The following is a 17,046-nucleotide window of genomic DNA, read 5'->3' as shown; positions in this document are numbered from 1 at the left end:
AGGGGGGTGAGCCACACTCACCGAAGCGGAAACGCGACCACCGCCGACATGTCCCACTTCCCGGTTGTCATCCCATCCCGCTTGCCCTAATCCTTGTCCCAGACAATGGGGAAGAGAATGCGCGATCTGAGTGATTTCAAGGGATGTCCGGCGCCACAGCCGGTGGTGTTGAAGGGCCGTTACGTGACGGCGGAGCCGTTTGATCGTGGCAGGCATCTCGCGAAGCTCTGGGCGGCACTTGGCGGTGAGGGCGTTAATGCTCTTCTCAAATATTTTCCGCAAAACGCCTTTCCCGATGCTGATGCCTTTGGCGACTGGCTGATTGGTGCGGGACAAAAGCTCAACTGGGTTACGCTGGTCTTCGTGGAAAATGCCAGTGGTGATGTCGTGGGCATGGCGAGCTACATGCGGCCCGATCCTGCCAATGGCGTGGTCGAGGTCGGTTCTGTCGCCCATGGCGGCAAGATGAAGCGCTCGCCCTTGTCCACTGAGGCGCATTACCTGATGGCGAGACATGTTTTCGAGGATCTGGGTTACCGCCGCTACGAGTGGAAATGCCATAATGAAAACGAGCCGTCGAAAATCACCGCGAAACGTTACGGTTTCACCTTCGAAGGCGTCTTCCGCCAGCATATGATTTCCAAGGGCGAGAACCGCGATACCGCGTGGTTTTCGATGATCGACGGCGAATGGCCGCTGATCGGCAGGGCTTTCGAAATCTGGCTTTCGCCGGAGAATTTTGCAGATGACGGGGCGCAGAAGCGCAAGCTCGAGGATATCCGTGCGGAGCTTGCCAATGGTTGAGAAAAAGGATTGGTCGCCGGCCATTGCCGCCGCCCTCATCATCATCGGCTTCGGGCTGGTGTTTTTCATCATGCCGAAAATCATGCTGTGGCTGGGTGATTATTCGCCCTGGCTCGCCGCTGCCTTCGGTACCGTGGCGGTGCTTTGTTTCTTCCTGGTGTTCTGGCTGCGCGCACGTTACCAGCGTCGCCGCGACGGTTAGAGTACCACCACGTGCTCCAAGTCTTTTGTTCTAATGCATTTCCGGACGTAAGCCGCTCCGCGTTTTTACCGGAAATGCTCTAGAATCGAAGCGACGCGCCGAGCAATAACAGCCCCATGATCAAAACGAACAGTGCGCCGGCGATCTCGATCGCGTGGCTGATGCCCGCTGCCTTGCGGCTGCCGGGGCCGGCAAAACGCACGGCAAGGCCCTTGGCCGATACCGCCATGATGGCGAGAGCCGACACGGTGATGGCGGTGCCGAGCGACATGGCGAGGACCGATAGCACCCCGCCGAGGAAAAGCCCGTTCAGAAGCGCGAAACTCATGACGATGATCGCGCCCGAGCAGGGCCGCAGCCCCACCGCGATGATGGCCGACCATGCCTCGTGCAGGCTGAAGTTCTTGCTTTTCAAAAGCATGGGATCGGGCGCATGGGATTTGCCGCAGGCCGAGCAGAGGTCGCCCGTGCCATCATGGTCGTGATCGGCAAAAACCGGCTTGCCCTGGAACCGTAGTCCGGTGCCCATGCCGGTGGCTCTGCCGGTCGATGTTTCGCCCGCAGTGGCGAAGACGGCGACGGGCTCGCGCCGAATGCGCAGCGACCAGAGTTTGCGCACCAGAAGCCAGGCCCCGAACAGCGCCACCATGGCGAAACTGGCGATCTCCATCGCCTGTGTCGCCTTCGTCATGGTGATGGACGTGCCGCGCAAAACGAGCCATGCCGCGCCGACGAGTCCGATGGCCACTGCGCCCTGAAGAAGCGCCGACACGAAGGAAATCAGAATGCCGCGTCTCAGCTGCGTTTCATTGGCGATCATATAGGACGAGATGACGGCCTTGCCATGGCCGGGGCCAGCGGCGTGAAAAACGCCATAGGCAAAGGATAGGCCGATCAGCGAGCCAAGCGCCCAGCCATCCTCGCGCATGGCTTTCAACGCGCCGGTCAGCGCCCGGTAGAACATCTGCTGGTGCACATTGATCCATTGCATCAGCGGCGCAAACGGTCCGCCGAGCGCAAAGGACGGTTCGGCCGAACCGATGCCGAGCGGCGATTGCGCATGGGCAGCACCCGCAACGGCAAGCAAACCGATGGCGACGATGCTCAGATGTCCGGCCAGACGCCCGCTGCGGCTTAGCATGTCACCTCCAGCCGGGTGGCGAACATTTTGGTCATATCGGTGCCGGTTGGGTCGTTGAAAAAGGCGTCGGTCAAGGTGCTCTGGTTTTGGGCGAGCACTTCGTCCGGGTCCGGGCGGACGACATGGTGCTTGCAGGCGGCGAGATCCTTGCCCTGCATCGCCAGATCGCCGTCTTTCGCGAAATCGATGGCCGTATACATGGTCGGATCCCACGCACCGAAGCTCAGCTTACCCTTGATGGCCAGAGGCTTGGTCGGCTTGACCGAAAAGAACATCAGGATCTGATTGTCCTTGTAGTCGACGTGAATGGCCTCCGGCTTTCCAAATGCAACCGGTTTGCTGTCGGCGGTGATGAAGGTGTAGTAGGAATATTCGGCAAGCGATTCAAGCACGGTATTGCCGATGTCGGCCAACTCGTCCTTGTCCAGCTTCAGATCGCTGTTCTTGTCGTAGTCCATCACCACGCTTGCCGAGAACATCTCGTCGAAACGCCAGATGTTGCGCACCTCCTGCACGGTGCCGTTCGGCCCCTCGACAATTTCCATGCGCGCCTCGGCGAAGATGTGCGGATGGGCCGAGGCCGCGACAGGAATACAGGCAAGGCCGGCCGCTAGAAGCAAAAATCGTCTGTTCATTATCCGGTCTGTCCTGCCTTCGAATCTTGAAGGCCCGAGTCTAGCAGAAATTGGGACCGAATTTCGACCCGGCACCAACCGGCGGGATATTTCAGAATGTGCCGGTGAAACGTGAGGTGACGCTGGAGCCACTATAAGAGAAGTCGGTATCGCGCTCGCCATGCAGAAGACGGTTGAATTCCACTTCAAGCTTGCTGCTCTTGCCGGTGTCGAAGGAGAGTGTGGCCACCAGCCTGCGCTCGCTGGTGTCGTAATTATAATAGATCCAGTCCTTGTGAACGCGCTGCAGGGCAAGGTTGAGCCCCACCTTGTCGGTGAGCTTGCTTTTCATGACCAGTTGCCAGCGCCGATGGAATTCGGCGATCGGGTCATCCGGGTCGAAAAGCGCATAGTCCTGCGAAAAGCCGGCGCCGAAGGTTATGCGGTCGGTGGCTTTTACCTCGGCTTCTGTCCGCAGGTAGGGCCGGGTGCGCTTCACCTTGTCGCTGATCTCATCGCCGGAAATGGTTGTGAGGCCCGCCTCAGCCAGAACCGCGAAACGTTCGGAGAACTTGTAACCATAGGCCAGTGAGCCGCGCAACGTATTGGCCTCAAACCGCTCGTATTTTTCCTGCTGGCTTTCCGGCACGACGATGCGGTCATAAGCGAGTGTCAGCCCCGCTTCGCCGCCGCCCAGCGGTCGTTCATGCTCGGCCTTGAGGGATAAAAGTGCCTCATTGGCTTCCAGCCGGGTGGGCAGGAAATAGGCCGGCCTGAAACGCGCCTTGCCCTTCATCAGGCTGGCAAGGCTTGCCGTCAGCGTGTTCTTGCCGCCCAAAGCGAGGATGCCGAGCTGGGAAGAGGCCTCCAGTTTGTGGTCCAGCCGCCGATAACCGATGTCTTCTTCGGGCAGGTGCACAAAGATATCACCGGCATCGCTGCGCGTGCCACGCAACTCGATGGCCCATTCCAGTTTTTCGGAAAAACGCCTGGTCAACCCCAACGAGGCAATGGTGTTGTGCTCATTGGCAAAACTATAACGGGGGAGACGGACCTCCTCGTGCTCGAGCGCATAACGCAGTTCCGTCCCTTCCAGCGCGACCTTGCCGTTGAGCCCGAAGCCGGCGCGCAGCGAAATCGCGCTCAGGCGATTGGTATCGGCGAAATAATTGGTGTCATAGGCGACGCCCGACTTGTAGGTGAAATTGTGCTCATCCGCACTTTCACCCGCCCGCGCGCCGGAGGCGCAGGCAAGCCCAAGAACAAGCGCGATACATCCCCCCAGTCGCATTCGCATCTCCGGTCTCTAATTAAGCAATATCTTATATTTAGATGGTTAATAAAGTTTCCGGGGATTTTTTACTGCCACAACAGCAAATGATTACTCAGAGCAATCAGGTCAGCGTGAGGAACACGGTGCAGGATCGATAAAGTTTTATTAAATTCACAAGTATTAGTGTTAATCGTTTATTGTAATATTAGCCTTTGCTTGAATTAGAATCCTCTAAATATACAGTTCAGTTACGCCATAGGGCGTGATCAAACATAAGAGGAGAGAGAAATGATTGCTAAATTTGCTTGTGTAGCCGCTGTTCTTACTATCGCTTCCGTTGGTCAGGCCAATGCCGGCGGTCTTCTGGGCGGTATCCTTTCCGGAAACAGCAACAAGGGCGGCGCGCTCGTCGTCGTGTCGCCAAGCATCGATTTGGGGCTGAACGGTATCCTGTCCAATAACGGGATTCTGAACGGCAACAAGACCGGCATCCTGAGCGGTATTCTGAACGGCAACAAGACCTCCGTCGATGTCATCGACAACAAGAATGACGGCGGCAAGAAGCGTCGGCACTAATCAGTCAGATCGAAAATCGACAGGGATTTTCGACGGTAACGATGCGCGCAGGACATAAGCCGGGAACGATCTCCGAGTTGCGTGTGTATGACGCATGGCGCTTCCGGCAACAACAAACGGCGCATCGCACACCTGAAAGGGGGCCTCGCGGCCCCCTTTTTTTGTTCATATTTTCTCTGCCATACTTTCACAATGTTGCGTGCTTAACGCTACTTCTGATGGATTTTGTAGATTGGACTTAGCCGTAATCGCTTAATTATGATCGCTCGGATTTATGTGTCGATTGTCTAATTTATATATTGTTATGTCTGGAAATATTAACGGATTTATATCGTTCATACTTATATTTTTATAATTTTCACACGATGTTAACCTTGTTGAGCTTCAATCATAAGGTGCGTTCACCTTGTTAATTACGTTGTGTTTCGTGGCGGATTTGTTCGTGCCCCGCAGCGTGGTGGGTGAAGTTATTTTTCAAGGAGCTATCGCATGTTGAAACAATCATTTCTGGCGCTCGTCACACTCGGCGTGTTTTCGGGTGCTGCGGTTGCCGCTGATGCGGTCAATGACATTCCGGCTGCACCGTATGTCAATGACGTCGCGCCTTCCTTTTCCTGGGACGGTTTTTACGCCGGTGCTTCGGCTGGTTATGGCTGGAACCGTGTGAAGTCGACCACTTTTGGCGTCACCACAAAGCATGAATTCGATGGCGCCCGTTTTTCCGGTTTTGCCGGTTATAATTTCGAGGTGGCACCATCCGTCGTTCTCGGCGTCGAAGGTGACCTTGGTTATGCCTGGGGGGACAAAACCATTGTTACCAGCAAGGTTTCCGCAGGTCTGAACGGCTCCGCGCGTCTGCGTGCCGGTTATGCCATCGATCGTGCCTTGATCTACACTGCCGGCGGCTACACCGCGACCGACAGTGAAGTGGATGCACCGTTCGGCAAGGACAGCAAAGTGCTGCATGGCTGGACGGTTGGCGCCGGTATTGATTACGCGTTCACCAACAATTTGTTCGGCCGCGTTGAATATCGCTACAACGATTTTGGTAAGGCGACGTATAGAACGGCTGCGATCTCGTCGGTCGGCGATGTCAATGAACATGTCGTCAAGGTTGGTCTCGGCGTAAAGTTCTGATCAGGGGCGCTTCCGCTCTTCGGAGAAGACGAGGTCGCTGATAGCGCCAACGCCATGGGCAACCATGGGACCGTTTTATCGATCCATACCGGCCCGGCGGAAGATGTTCTGCCGGGCCGGGTAACTTATTGCGAGGCTGTGCTTGCCGGGAGACGCGAAAGAAGAAGCACGTTTCGTTCAAAGCCAAAAACCGTGCGCTTCCTGATTTACGAGCTTGAACCGCGGTCGGTTTTGGTGAGATGGTGCGATCCTGTCCCGTCTCCCAGCTTCCAATCGATTCCCCATGCTTCAGAAAAGCACTTCGCCGGGCGCTTTTGATCGTCAGGCCTATATGATCGCGCTGCTGGTCTTCGTTGCCGGCGGCACCAACGCGGCTGTCGTGCCGTTTATCGGTTTTTACATCATTCAGGTGCTCGGCCATCCGCCGGCAACGCTTGGCCTTTATAGCGTGACGGCGATGGTTGCCTCGATTCTCGCCAGCCGTTTTTATGGCGAGCGTGTCGATGCCGGGGTGCGGGTGCGGCCGTTGCTGCTTCTCTCCGTGTCCGGCGCTTTTGTCGCGGTGGGGGCTGCGACCTTCGGGCATTTGGGACTGCTGGTGGCGATAACGGCGGTCGGCATGGGGCTTTCCAACGCTGCCAGCACCCTCATCTTCAGTTACGGACGTTATCACGGCCGGGTGCAGGCGTTGAATACCGCCTCTTATAACGCTTTCCTGCGGACGATGGTGTCGTTGGCGTGGATGCTGCTGCCGGCTGCAGCCTATCTCATCTTCGATCTTGCCGGCGCAAAGGCCGTATTTGGCATCGCCATGCTGATGACAACCATCTGGGGCGGGCTTGCGCTTGCCATCGTGCCGCGCGGCCAGACATGCCCGATGGAGCGGCGGCTGGAGGGCGAGGCCGATGAAGGGCGCAACCTGCCGCTCATTCTGGCGGCGGCGGCCAGTTTTTGCATGTCTTTCGCCCATGCGCTCTGCGCTTCCGCCCTGCCGGTTTTTTTGGTGCGCGAGGTGGGCCTGCCGGATTATGCGCCGGGCCTGTCGCTCAGCGTCAAATGCGCCATGGAGGTGCTGCTCATCCTGCTTGCACCGAGGATCATGCGCCGGGTCAGCGCCCGCATCCTTCTCTGCATCGCGGCCGTGATGGCGATCGTCGCGTTCAATGTCATAGCTTCGGTCACGACGCTACCGGCCATGTTGGTCGGCGCGGCGCTGGAGGGAGCCTATTACGGACTTTGTGCCGGTACATGCCTGACCTTCGTGCAGGGTTTCGCGCGCGGGCGCACGGCGCGGGCAACCGCGCTCTACATGAACTCCATCTTTCTTGCCGGGCTGTTTGCGGTGCCGCTGATGGGGTTTGTATCGCAATATGCGAGCTTCGGCACGTCGATAAGGCTTGCTTCGGTTGGCGCTGGAGCGGCCCTGCTGATGCTTTTCCTGACGCGACGCCAGGTGAGCGAGTAGGGCCTTTGTGCATGCCAAAAACCTCTCCTCCGTCATGCCGGCCTTGAGCCGGCATCCCGTCATGGCGCGTCTGCACCGTGCGAAGTGTGTCTTTCGCGATCAAGGACTTTATCCCCAGGACCTCGGCTCAAGGCCGCGTTGACGGATACGGCCCCGTCCGCCCTTACGCTGAAATGTCGATGATACCGCAATCACCCGCCTCTGAGGCAAAGGCGAGCAGTTTGCCGGTGGCGCTCCAGTCCATGGCTGTGATCGCACCCTTGCCGGGGCGGCGCAGCAGAGCTTCCTTGCCATCTGCCAGGCGCACGCCGAGGATCATGCCGTCGATGAAGCCGATGGCCAGCACGTCTTCCACCGGGTGGAAGGCGACATGGGTGACCATGATGTTGGCGCGGCTGCCGAGTTCTTCCGGCGCCTTGCCCATCGGGCCGTCCTTGCCGGCAAATGGCCAGACGATGGCAGCCGGTGCGCCGGAAGATGCAAGCCATTTGCCCTTTGCCGACCAGGAAATGGATTTGACCTTGGCGGGATACCCCGTCATGCGCATGTGGCGGGCTTCCATGCCTCCTTTCGTGGCCTCCATCTTCCAGCCATGCAGGGCGTTTTCCTGCATGGTGGTGACAAGGAACTTGCCATCAGGCGAGAAAATGACGCCGGTATGAGCGCCCTTCCATTCCAGATCGACCGGATCGCCGGCGCTCGCCACCCAATGCAGCGTCACGCCGTTATAACGCGCCACCGCGATGCGCAGGCCCTTGGGCGCAAAGGCGATGGCCTCCACCGTGCGCTCTTCCTTGAATTCCTTGACCGTGCCGTCCGACAGGCGCACGAAGCTGGACTTGCCGACGCCATAAGCGACCGCCTTCTGCGGCCCGCCGGCGACGACGCCGATCCATTTGCGCGGCACGTTCGCCAGCTCGCTGATGCTGCCGTCGTGGCCGATGCGCAGCACGCGCCCATCTTCGCCGCCGGAAAGCAGCGTGGCGCTGTAGGGATCACGAATGCAGGTCAGCAGCCCGTCATGCGCCTGCGTTACCTTCTCGCCGCCATCCAGCCGGTGAATGGTGCCGGCGGCGGTGGCAAACAGCGGAATGTCGCCGAGAAAATGGGTCGAGACCACGTGGCCTTCGATATCAAGCGGGGCAACAGTCGGCATGGGGAATCGGTCTTTCGTCTATGTGTTTTTCGTTTGGTGGATTTCGGTCGCTGACCAGGCCGGGAAGACCCGTTGGTGCGGTTTCAACCCGTCGCGTCATGGTCGGGTCTGACCCGGCCATCCACATGCTGGCGGCAATGGGTCCTCGGGTCAAGCCCGAGGATGACGTCGAGAGTGGGGAAGGGCACCGGGAACACAAAAGAGCGTCTCGGTGCGTCCTTCAAAAACCTCAAGCGGTCGCGAGGCAGGCGTTGAAGCTCTTTTCCAGCTTTTCGCGGTCGAGTTCGCGGCCGATAAAGACGAGGCGGCTTTCGCGCTTTTCGCCTTCTTTCCATGGGCGCTGGTGATCACCTTCGATGATCATGTGCACGCCCTGCACGACGTAACGTTCCGCATCGCCCTTGAAGGCGATGATGCCCTTGAGGCGCAGAATGTTAGGGCCGTCGGTCTGCGTCACTTTCTGGATCCACGGGAAGAAACGTTCCGCATTCATCTCACCGCCGCGCAGCGACACGGATTGCACCGTCACATCATGAATCGGCGAAACCGCGCCATGGTGGTGGTGATCGTGGCCATGGTCATGATGCGCGTGATCATGGTCGTGATGATGGTGGTCATGGTCGTGCCCATGATCATGGTCATGATGGTGGTGGTCGCAATCGGGACCGCAGGCGTGGTCCTCATGGCCGTGTTCAAGGAAATGCGGATCGTTTTCAAGTGCCCGTTCCAGATTGAACGCGCCCTGATCGAGAACGCGGGCGAGATCGACGCCCGAGCGGGTAGCCTTGTAGATGCGGGCGGAAGGGTTGATGGCGCGAACGACATCTTCCACACGGGCCAGTTCTTCCGGCGTGACGAGATCGGTCTTGTTGACGATGACGACGTCGGCAAAGGCGATCTGGTCTTCAGCCTCGCGGCTATCCTTGAGGCGCAGCGGCAGGTGCTTGGCATCAACAAGCGCAATGACGGCATCCAGCTCGGTCTTGGCGCGCACATCGTCATCCATGAAAAAGGTCTGGGCGACGGGAACCGGGTCGGCAAGCCCTGTCGTCTCGACGATGATGCCGTCGAAGCGGCCGGGACGGCGCATCAGGCCTTCGACCACGCGGATCAGGTCGCCGCGCACCGTGCAGCATACGCAGCCATTGTTCATTTCGTAGATTTCTTCGTCGGATTCGACGATCAGATCATTATCGATGCCGATCTCGCCGAATTCATTGACGATGACAGCGTATTTCTTGCCGTGGTTCTCGGAGAGAATGCGGTTGAGAAGCGTCGTTTTGCCGGCGCCGAGATATCCCGTCAGGACGGTGACTGGAATGGGCTTGGCTGGTGCTGTTTCGGTCATGGAAAACCCCGCGTGGAGACAAGGCCCTTAGAGGCCTCAAGGAAGAAGTGTTGCCGTCCATATAGGCGCGACATCCGGGCAGTTCAAAGAGATTTTGGCCTAAACCGGCCAAGTGGCTCAAATTTTGTTATGAAATAACGTTATGTCAAAAGCGTGGACGTCTTCAAGCAGTTCGACAAGGCCGCTGACGGCGTGCGAGATCAGCCTTTCACCCTTTTGCGCCGTGGCAGCGGCGGCGTTTCCGGCAACGCCGTGAGCGTTGAGATCGCTCATCAGCCAGCCGAAGGCGTGCGGGCCATAGGCGCGCAGATGTTTGAAACGGCTGGCGAAATCGCTTTGACGCGAGGGGAAGTCGGCAACCTTGTCCATAGCCACCCGTTCCGGGCAGAGCGCCAGCATGACGGAGGTTTCGATATCGCCGCCATGGATGTCGATCGCCTTGTCTTCCGGCCTCACCACATCCGCCGGCACGCCGAAGCGGGTCCAGCTGGTGGCGACCGCCAGCATGCCGAAGCGGGCGCGGGCTTCGGTGGCGACGATGGTCATCAGCGGCGAATTGCCGCCATGGGCGTTCAGCATCACGAATTTGCGCACGCCTTTTTCATATTCGGCCTGCGCAATGCTGAGCCAACGTTCGATGGCTTCGTCGTAACGTAGGGTCTTCGTGCCCGGCACATCCATGTGTTCGATGGAATATCCGACGGGTTCCACCGGCAGGAACGAGATTGGCAGATGGCCGGGCAGGGCGGCGGCAAGGCGGGTGACGATACCCTGCGCAATCAGCGTATCGGTCTCGAACGGCAGGTGCGGACCATGCTGTTCATGTGCGCCCAGCGGCAACACGGAAATTGCACCTGTTGCGCGAAGATGAGGGTCTGTTACGTTTTCGTCGTGATAATGCGTGTATGTGTTTGGCATCTGGCAGTCCGCGCGTGCATTCGGTAAGGATTTCCAGCAACATATATCGGTTCCGCCACAGGGTAAAAGGCACTCGCATATGAGCAAGGATAAAACTGGGAACAAGGACAAGGGCGCCAAGAAGGAGAAGGGCAGCAAGAAAGTAAAGGACGCCAAAAAAAGGGATGAGAATTTCAACCCGGAGGAACTTGCGCAATCCATTACCCAGGCCGCCCGCTCCATGCGCACCGCGCTGAGCCACAGCCTTGCCGAAAGCGGTCTTTATGCCGGGCAGGACGGTGTTATTCTGGCTTTGGCGCAGGAAGGCAGCCTCACGCCGGGACAGATCGCCCAGAAGCTCGGCGTCAAGGCGCCCACCATGACGCGCACCATCGGCCGCATGGAAGCCCAAGGTTTCGTGGAACGTAGCGGTGACGACGAGGATGGCCGGGTCACGCTGGTAAAGCTGACGGAAGCCGGCCTGCAAAGCGTCGAACACATCAATGTCTCGATAGCCGATTGCGGCGCGCGGGCCATAGAGGGGCTTTCGGCCAAGGATGTGCGCACTGTGGTTAAACTTCTCAAGGTAATCGATACCAATCTTCAATAATTTGTTGAAATTTTTAAAAATAAAACTCTGTTTTGTGGGTATCTCTTAAACGGGTTGCGGATTTTGTTTAAATTGTTTAATTGCAATTTAAACAGGGACATCCGTCGCTGACATGCGTTTGGGAGGAATGCTGTGGCTCAAAAGATCAAACTGTCCACGATTGCCGAGAGTCTTGGTCTTTCGACCGCTACCATTTCCCTTGCATTGCGTGACAGTCCGCTGGTCGCCTCCGATACGCGCGACAAGATCAAGGAACAGGCGCGGGCGCTGGGTTATATCTACAACCGCCGCGCCGCCAGCCTGCGCACCTCGCGCTCCGGCATTGTCGGCGTGGTGTTTCACGATGTGATGAACCCGTTTTACGGCGAAATTCTCAAAGCCATCGAAAGCGAGCTGGATCGCAGCCGCCAGACCTTCATTCTTTCCAACCACTATGATTCGGTTGAAAAACAGCGCACCTTCATCGAAACGCTGCTGCAGCTGGGTTCGGATGGCATCATCATGTCGCCGGCCATCGGCACGCCGATCGAGGATATGACGCTGGCGGAAGAGAACGGTATGCCCGCCATTCTGGTGGCCCGTTCGATGGACGGCGTCGATATGCCGACCTATCGCGGTGACGACAGCTACGGCATTTCGCTGGCGACCAACCACCTGATCAGCCTTGGCCACCGCACCATCGCCATGGTTGGTGGCACGGACCAGACATCGACCGGCCGCGACCGGTATCAGGGTTACGTCAATGCACTGCGCAAGGCGGGCATCGAGGTTGATCCGAACCTGCGCATTCCCGGCCCCCGCTCCAAGCAGGGCGGTTTCGAGGCTGCCGTGCATTTCCTGTCGCTGCCGCAGAAGCCGACCGCTGCCGTCTGCTGGAACGATCTCGTCGCCATCGGCCTGATGAACGGCATTTCCCGCGCCGGACTGGTGCCGGGTGTGGATATTTCCGTCACCGGCTATGACGATCTGGAGGAAGCCGCCATCGCCACGCCGGCGCTGACGACCGTTTCCAACGGGCAGGCCGAGGTCGGGCGTCTGGCGGCCCGCGCGCTGCTGGACAGGCTGGCGGGCAGCCACGAACCTGATGGCATTCATCTCATCAAGCCGGAAATGCGCATCAGGCAATCCACCGGGCCGGTGCGGCCGCGGGTGTGAGCCTGACCTGATGGCACAGCAGCGGTCTTAGCGTCGCGTCCCTTCGTCATTCCGACCCGGCCCGAAATTCGGCCGCCGTGTGTCTGCGATAGAAAGACGTTTTTTCAGGGAGGTGAGCCACGCCACCGCGCCGACGTCATCCTCGGGCCTGTCCCGAGGATCTGCAACCTATTGATTTTGTGGATGTGATTAGAACCTTGGGACAAGCCCAGGGTGACGTTGCGAGAAGCCGTATCCATTGCGCTCAATGCCTTCATGTATATTCTATTTAGAAATTCACACCCGGCAGCGATGAATCAGTCCGGCATGACGGTGAGGAATACGTCAAAAAAATCGGCATGAAACTTCCGTCTGCCCCCATAGCATCCCCTTATTGCCCTTTTCACGGTCGTCTTTGTTTGAAAGGATCGCCGCCCAGAGGAGTGGCATGGCGAGCGGTTCGCTTGAAACCCACTCCGGCTATTGGAATGTTATCAGGAGGAATATCCGCTCATGTCTGACAAAAAGGCCGTCGTTCTCGTTCCCGGCAAGATAAACCCGCGCGTTCTCGAACGCCTCGAAGGCAAGGTCGAGATCGTGGCAGTGCCTGCCGGTGCAGAGCCGGTTCTGCCTGATGGTGCGGCTGAGCGCATCAATGCCATCGCCGTTTCCGGCGTCGTCAACGCCAAATGGATTGATGCGCTGCCGAAGCTCGAGATCATCGCCAATTTCGGCGTGGGTTATGACGGCGTCGATGCCAAACATGCTGCCACGCGCGGCATCGTGGTGACCAACACCCCTGATGTTCTGAACGACGAGGTTGCGGATACGACGATTGCGCTGTTGATCAACACCGTGCGCCGTCTTTATCAGGCCGAGACTTGGCTGCGCGACGGCAAGTGGGTTGGTGAAGGACCCTTTGCGCTGTCGCCGTTTTCGCTGCGTGGCCGTAAGGTTGGTCTCTTCGGCATGGGCCGCATCGGCCAGGAAATCGCCAAGCGGCTGGAGCCCTTCAAGGTGGAAATCGGATACCACACCCGCAGCAAGCGGGATGGCCTTTCCTACACCTATTACGGTTCGCTGAAGGAGATGGCGCAAGCCGTCGATATCCTGATCTGCATCGTGCCCGGAACGCCGGAAACACATAAGGCGATCAACGCCGAAATCCTCTCGGCGCTCGGGCCGCAGGGTGTGTTCATCAATGTCGGCCGCGGCTCCAGCGTCGATGAGGATGCGCTGTTGGAGGCGTTGCGGAGCGGTGCTGTCGGGGCCGCAGGTCTCGATGTCTTCTACGCCGAACCGAAGGTGCCGGAAGCCTTCCTGTCGCTGCCGAATGTTTCCCTGCTGCCGCATGTTGCCTCCGCCTCGGTCCCGACGCGTAACGCCATGGCCGATCTGGTGGCCGATAATATTCTCGGCTGGTTCAAGGACGGCAAGGTGCTGACGCCGGTGCCGGAAACGCCAGTGAAAAGCTGATACCTTTCCTGCGTCATCCTCGGGCTCGTCCCGAGGATCCAACCACGTCGCGTTAAATCGATCGGTTGCAGATGCTCGGGACAGACCCGAGCATGACGAAAGAGTCGAAACTCGGCGCTCACATCATACCCATCCCTATTCCGCAATCTCCCCAGTCGCGACCCACCGCCCTTCGGCAAAGGACCGGGCCATGGCGTGAATGCTGCGCTCGATCTTCAGCCCTTCCTCGAAATCGATAATATGGGCCTTCTTGCCCTCGATCGCGGCAATCAGTTCCCGGCATTCGATGACCTTCAGATCGTTGAAACCGAGGCCGTGGCCGGGGGCGGGGATGAAGCGGTCATAGGGCTTGTGGTGGGGCGCGGCGAGAATGGTTCTGAAACCCTGCTCTTCCGGGCGTCCGTCCGTGGTGTAGAGCTGGAACTCGTTCATCCGTTCCTGATCGAAAAGGATCGAACCGGTGGAACCGTAAATCTGGACGGCGATGCGGCCTTTGCGGCCCCAGGCGGAGCGGTTGGCGATGAGCACGGCGGAAATGCCACCTTCAAGCTTTAGCAGAACGCTGGCAAGATCGTGTGTTTCGACTGCGCGGTCGCCGCCGCCGGCGAGCGGTCGTGTTTCATAGGGTTTCACCATGTCGGTGATGGCGCTTTCGGCGTGGCCGAACAGGGCGTAGAGCAGCGACAGCGGGTGCACGGCGAAATCATCCAGCGCGCCATAGCCGGAAGAGGCCTCGCTCTTCCAGTAGAAGGGCTGGGTCGCATCTGCCATGAAGTCTTCGTCCATTTCGGCCCGGACGTGATAAACTTTGCCAATCGCGCCTTCGTCGATCAGGCGGCGCATATGGCGGATGACAGGGTTCTGGATGTAATTGTAGCCCATGGCGGCTGCCTTGGCGGATCGGCGGGCCGCATCGCGCATCTTCACCGCGTCAGTAAAGGCGGGCGCCATCGGCTTTTCACACCAGACATGTTTGCCGGCCTCAAGGGCGGCAATGGCCATTTCCGGGTGGAAAGCATTCGGCGTGGTGACGGAGATCACGTCAATCTCGGGATCGGCAAGCAGATCGCGCCAGTTGCCTGTCGAGCGGGCAAAACCGAACTCCGCCGCCTTCTTTGCCGCAAGCTCGGGGTTGACCTCCGCGAGCGTGACAAGCCGGGGACGTTCCACGTCGCCGAAAACGCTTGTGACATTGTTCCACGCAAGCGCGTGGCATTTGCCCATATAACCCGTGCCAATAAGTCCCACGCCAAGAGCGGCCATGGTCTCTCCTCCCAAATTTTTAAAGTGAAATATACCTGTCAGGGATTGTCGCGCTTGAAAATCCAGTCGTGATCGGGATGGTTCTTGAAGCGCCATTTGCGCATCGGCCCCGCCATCACGTTCAGATAATACATCTCATAGCCATAGGGTGCGCCACAGGGGTGATGACCCTTGGGCACCAGCACGACATCGCCGTCCGACACCGCCATGGTCTCATCAAGCGAGCCATCTTCGGTGAAGACGCGCTGGAAGCCGAAACCCTGCGCCGGGTTGAGGCGGTGATAATAGGTCTCTTCCAGATAGGTCATGTCGGGGTAGTTATCCTCATCATGCCGGTGCGGCGGATAGGACGACCAGTTGCCCGAAGGCGTGAATACCTCAGTTACCAGCAGGCTGTCTGCGACATCGCGCTCTTCCATGGCGATGGGGAAGATGTAACGCGTATTGGCGCCCTTGCCGCGTTCGGTCAATTGCACGCCGTTTGGGCCGATCTGCTGCGCCTCACGGCTGCCTTTTTCGCCGGGTGCGGTGCAGACGCCGACGGTGCAATCCGTTGTGGCGGTCAGCGACCATTCGGAGCCGGCCGGAACATAAACGCAATGCGGCGGCTTACGCTCGAACACATTCATGCGGTCACCGAGTTCACCGAAATCCTTATCCCCCGCGGAAATCGTCGCCTTGCCTTCGACCAGCACGAGGATTACTTCCGTATCGCCGGTATTTTCCGCAGCCGTCTCGCCCGGCTTCAGGCGGTAAAGGCCGAAACCGACATAACCCCAATCCGCGCTTTGGGGCGTGATATCGTGCACCTTGCCGCTTGTCGCGACCGGCTTGCGCAGAAGTGAGGTCATGGTGGTGTTCCTTTTTTGGTCAGTCGTTCGTCGGTTCGTGCGGTCTCGTCACCCCGGCCTTGTGCCGGGGTCCAGCCGACGCGCGTCTGCGCGGCGGGGAGTATCTTTTCAGCCCAAAGACTTGGGCTGGCTGGATAACGGCTCAAGCCGGCATGACGGGCGGGATATGCCGCCCGCTATCGGCTCAGCTCAGGCAGCCTCGGCCTTGTCCAGCCCCGCTTCGCGGGCAAAAGCCTTCAGCGATTTCAGCCCGAGGCTCTGATATTCGAAGGGGTTGCGCACGTCAGGATCCTGCTCGGCCTCGATCACCAGCCAGCCGCTGTAACCATGCTCGGCCGCCACTTTCAGAACCGGCGGGAAGTTCACGCCGCCTTCGCTGTCGCCGGGAACGGTGAACACGCCGCGGCGAACGCCTTCGAGGAAGGAGAGCCGGTCATTGCGAACCTGATCGGCAATGGCGGGACGCACGTTCTTGGCATGGATATGGCCGACGCGGCCCATATATTTCTGCGCGACGCGCACGGGATCGCCGCCGCCGAACAGGCAATGACCGGTATCGAGCAGCAGATGCGTCTTCGGCCCGGTGTGCTTCATCAGAAGGTCGATCTCGTCTTCGCTCTCGACCACCGTGCCCATGTGGTGATGATAAACGAGGGTGATGCCCTGTTCGGCCGCATAAGCTGCCAGCGCTTCGACGCCTGCGCCGAACGACGCCCAGTCCTCGGCCTTCAGGCGCGGACGGTCGACCAGCGCCGTGTCGTCTGCGCCATGGATGGCGTTGGAGGTTTCGCAGACAATGATGACTTTCGAGCCCATGGCCTTCAGGAGATCAAGCGCCGGCTGCATGGCCTTCTTTTCGGATTCGATGTCATCGGTCAAAAGGTTCAGCGAATGCCAGCCGGAGACGAAGGAGAGGCCACGCGGCGAAAGCACGCCTTTCAGGCCTTCCGGATCGGTCGGGAATTTATGGCCCTTCTCGATGCCGTCGAAGCCGATCTTGGCGGTTTCATCCAGGCACTGTTCGAGGCTGATATGGGCGCCCAGCGTGCGGTCGTCGTCGTTGGACCAGGCGATGGGGTTGGTGCCGTAACGGATCATC

General features: G+C 58.9%; 17 protein-coding genes. 8 read left to right on the top strand and 9 right to left on the bottom strand.

From position 1 onward, the window contains the following. Positions 1-117: 117 nt before the first annotated feature. Entirely contained in the window at positions 118-804 is a 687-nt protein-coding gene (locus DXT96_RS24545) for a GNAT family N-acetyltransferase (RefSeq protein WP_153516870.1), read from the top strand. Beyond that, complete coding sequence (locus DXT96_RS24540) at positions 797-1,006, top strand: hypothetical protein (RefSeq protein WP_153516869.1); 210 nt, start codon at positions 797-799, stop codon at positions 1,004-1,006. Before DXT96_RS24545 ends, DXT96_RS24540 begins: the two co-directional genes overlap by 8 nt. A 79-nt stretch (positions 1,007-1,085) precedes the next feature. Here DXT96_RS24540 and DXT96_RS24535 read toward each other — a convergent pair whose 3' ends face one another. The 3 genes from DXT96_RS24535 to DXT96_RS24525 all read right to left on the bottom strand — a co-directional run bounded on the left by DXT96_RS24535 (position 1,086) and on the right by DXT96_RS24525 (position 4,052). After that, complete coding sequence (locus DXT96_RS24535) at positions 1,086-2,147, bottom strand: nickel/cobalt transporter (protein ID WP_149901570.1); 1,062 nt, start codon at positions 2,145-2,147, stop codon at positions 1,086-1,088. Beyond that, entirely contained in the window at positions 2,141-2,782 is a 642-nt protein-coding gene (locus DXT96_RS24530) for a DUF1007 family protein (RefSeq protein WP_194287735.1), read from the bottom strand. The genes DXT96_RS24535 and DXT96_RS24530 overlap by 7 nt, the downstream gene beginning before the upstream one ends. A gap of 91 nt (positions 2,783-2,873) precedes the next feature. Beyond that, positions 2,874-4,052, bottom strand: a complete 1,179-nt coding sequence (locus tag DXT96_RS24525) for a hypothetical protein (protein ID WP_153516868.1) — start codon at positions 4,050-4,052, stop codon at positions 2,874-2,876. A 270-nt stretch (positions 4,053-4,322) separates the two neighbouring features. Between DXT96_RS24525 and DXT96_RS24520 the strand changes: the two genes are divergently transcribed. From DXT96_RS24520 to DXT96_RS24510, 3 genes are all read left to right on the top strand, one after another. Further along, positions 4,323-4,610, top strand: a complete 288-nt coding sequence (locus DXT96_RS24520; RefSeq protein WP_149901568.1) for a hypothetical protein — start codon at positions 4,323-4,325, stop codon at positions 4,608-4,610. A gap of 489 nt (positions 4,611-5,099) precedes the next feature. Beyond that, positions 5,100-5,747 (top strand): outer membrane protein, encoded by a 648-nt coding sequence (locus DXT96_RS24515; protein ID WP_153516867.1) that lies wholly within the window; start codon positions 5,100-5,102, stop codon positions 5,745-5,747. A gap of 283 nt (positions 5,748-6,030) precedes the next feature. Continuing rightward, complete coding sequence (locus DXT96_RS24510; protein ID WP_153516866.1) at positions 6,031-7,212, top strand: MFS transporter; 1,182 nt, start codon at positions 6,031-6,033, stop codon at positions 7,210-7,212. 163 nt (positions 7,213-7,375) lie between these two features. On the opposite strand, the gene DXT96_RS24505 is transcribed toward DXT96_RS24510, so the two are convergent. The 3 genes from DXT96_RS24505 to DXT96_RS24495 all read right to left on the bottom strand — a co-directional run bounded on the left by DXT96_RS24505 (position 7,376) and on the right by DXT96_RS24495 (position 10,634). Next, positions 7,376-8,368: a WD40 repeat domain-containing protein gene (locus DXT96_RS24505; RefSeq protein ID WP_149901565.1), complete on the bottom strand. Its 993-nt coding sequence runs from the start codon at positions 8,366-8,368 to the stop codon at positions 7,376-7,378. Positions 8,369-8,597: 229 nt separating this feature from the next. Continuing rightward, entirely contained in the window at positions 8,598-9,716 is a 1,119-nt protein-coding gene (locus DXT96_RS24500; RefSeq protein WP_153516865.1) for a GTP-binding protein, read from the bottom strand. Positions 9,717-9,833: 117 nt separating this feature from the next. After that, positions 9,834-10,634: a creatininase family protein gene (locus DXT96_RS24495; RefSeq protein ID WP_153516864.1), complete on the bottom strand. Its 801-nt coding sequence runs from the start codon at positions 10,632-10,634 to the stop codon at positions 9,834-9,836. Positions 10,635-10,713: 79 nt separating this feature from the next. On the opposite strand from DXT96_RS24495, the gene DXT96_RS24490 reads away from it, so the two are divergent. The 3 genes from DXT96_RS24490 to DXT96_RS24480 all read left to right on the top strand — a co-directional run bounded on the left by DXT96_RS24490 (position 10,714) and on the right by DXT96_RS24480 (position 13,833). Further along, the gene (locus tag DXT96_RS24490) at positions 10,714-11,223 is read left to right on the top strand and encodes a MarR family winged helix-turn-helix transcriptional regulator (RefSeq protein WP_149901562.1); all 510 of its coding nucleotides are present in this window, start codon (positions 10,714-10,716) and stop codon (positions 11,221-11,223) included. A gap of 132 nt (positions 11,224-11,355) precedes the next feature. Next, positions 11,356-12,378 carry a LacI family DNA-binding transcriptional regulator gene (locus DXT96_RS24485; RefSeq protein ID WP_080793893.1) on the top strand — a complete coding sequence of 341 codons (1,023 nt, stop codon included), beginning with the start codon at positions 11,356-11,358 and terminating at the stop codon, positions 12,376-12,378. A gap of 492 nt (positions 12,379-12,870) precedes the next feature. After that, positions 12,871-13,833: a 2-hydroxyacid dehydrogenase gene (locus DXT96_RS24480; RefSeq protein WP_153516863.1), complete on the top strand. Its 963-nt coding sequence runs from the start codon at positions 12,871-12,873 to the stop codon at positions 13,831-13,833. A 135-nt stretch (positions 13,834-13,968) separates the two neighbouring features. Here the strand turns inward: DXT96_RS24480 and DXT96_RS24475 are convergent, their stop codons facing one another. From DXT96_RS24475 to iolE, 3 genes are all read right to left on the bottom strand, one after another. Next, positions 13,969-15,096, bottom strand: a complete 1,128-nt coding sequence (locus tag DXT96_RS24475; protein WP_153516862.1) for a Gfo/Idh/MocA family protein — start codon at positions 15,094-15,096, stop codon at positions 13,969-13,971. Between the two features lie 38 nt (positions 15,097-15,134). After that, positions 15,135-15,947, bottom strand: coding sequence for a 5-deoxy-glucuronate isomerase (gene iolB, locus DXT96_RS24470; RefSeq protein WP_153516861.1), 813 nt, complete (start codon positions 15,945-15,947; stop codon positions 15,135-15,137). A gap of 189 nt (positions 15,948-16,136) precedes the next feature. Continuing rightward, positions 16,137-17,045, bottom strand: a complete 909-nt coding sequence (gene iolE, locus DXT96_RS24465) for a myo-inosose-2 dehydratase (RefSeq protein WP_149901558.1) — start codon at positions 17,043-17,045, stop codon at positions 16,137-16,139. Between the last annotated feature and the right edge of the window lies 1 nt (position 17,046).

Source organism: Agrobacterium sp. ICMP 6402 (assembly GCF_009498615.1).
Lineage (GTDB): Bacteria > Pseudomonadota > Alphaproteobacteria > Rhizobiales > Rhizobiaceae > Agrobacterium > Agrobacterium burrii.
The sequence above is the reverse complement of the archived record's forward strand: the minus strand, read 5'-3'. Positions and strand labels throughout refer to the sequence as shown.

Bases quoted from the DNA above. Each gene is read 5' to 3' on its own strand.
- iolB (WP_153516861.1), bottom strand. From the start codon at position 15,947: ATGACCTCACTTCTGCGCAAGCCGGTCGCGACAAGCGGCAAGGTGCAC.
- DXT96_RS24525 (WP_153516868.1), bottom strand. From the start codon at position 4,052: ATGCGACTGGGGGGATGTATCGCGCTTGTTCTTGGGCTTGCCTGCGCC.
- DXT96_RS24530 (WP_194287735.1), bottom strand. From the start codon at position 2,782: ATGAACAGACGATTTTTGCTTCTAGCGGCCGGCCTTGCCTGTATTCCT.
- iolE (WP_149901558.1), bottom strand. From the start codon at position 17,045: ATGATCCGTTACGGCACCAACCCCATCGCCTGGTCCAACGACGACGAC.
- DXT96_RS24540 (WP_153516869.1), top strand. From the start codon at position 797: ATGGTTGAGAAAAAGGATTGGTCGCCGGCCATTGCCGCCGCCCTCATC.
- DXT96_RS24475 (WP_153516862.1), bottom strand. From the start codon at position 15,096: ATGGCCGCTCTTGGCGTGGGACTTATTGGCACGGGTTATATGGGCAAA.
- DXT96_RS24500 (WP_153516865.1), bottom strand. From the start codon at position 9,716: ATGACCGAAACAGCACCAGCCAAGCCCATTCCAGTCACCGTCCTGACG.
- DXT96_RS24535 (WP_149901570.1), bottom strand. From the start codon at position 2,147: ATGCTAAGCCGCAGCGGGCGTCTGGCCGGACATCTGAGCATCGTCGCC.
- DXT96_RS24515 (WP_153516867.1), top strand. From the start codon at position 5,100: ATGTTGAAACAATCATTTCTGGCGCTCGTCACACTCGGCGTGTTTTCG.
- DXT96_RS24495 (WP_153516864.1), bottom strand. From the start codon at position 10,634: ATGCCAAACACATACACGCATTATCACGACGAAAACGTAACAGACCCT.
- DXT96_RS24480 (WP_153516863.1), top strand. From the start codon at position 12,871: ATGTCTGACAAAAAGGCCGTCGTTCTCGTTCCCGGCAAGATAAACCCG.
- DXT96_RS24520 (WP_149901568.1), top strand. From the start codon at position 4,323: ATGATTGCTAAATTTGCTTGTGTAGCCGCTGTTCTTACTATCGCTTCC.
- DXT96_RS24505 (WP_149901565.1), bottom strand. From the start codon at position 8,368: ATGCCGACTGTTGCCCCGCTTGATATCGAAGGCCACGTGGTCTCGACC.
- DXT96_RS24545 (WP_153516870.1), top strand. From the start codon at position 118: ATGCGCGATCTGAGTGATTTCAAGGGATGTCCGGCGCCACAGCCGGTG.
- DXT96_RS24490 (WP_149901562.1), top strand. From the start codon at position 10,714: ATGAGCAAGGATAAAACTGGGAACAAGGACAAGGGCGCCAAGAAGGAG.
- DXT96_RS24510 (WP_153516866.1), top strand. From the start codon at position 6,031: ATGCTTCAGAAAAGCACTTCGCCGGGCGCTTTTGATCGTCAGGCCTAT.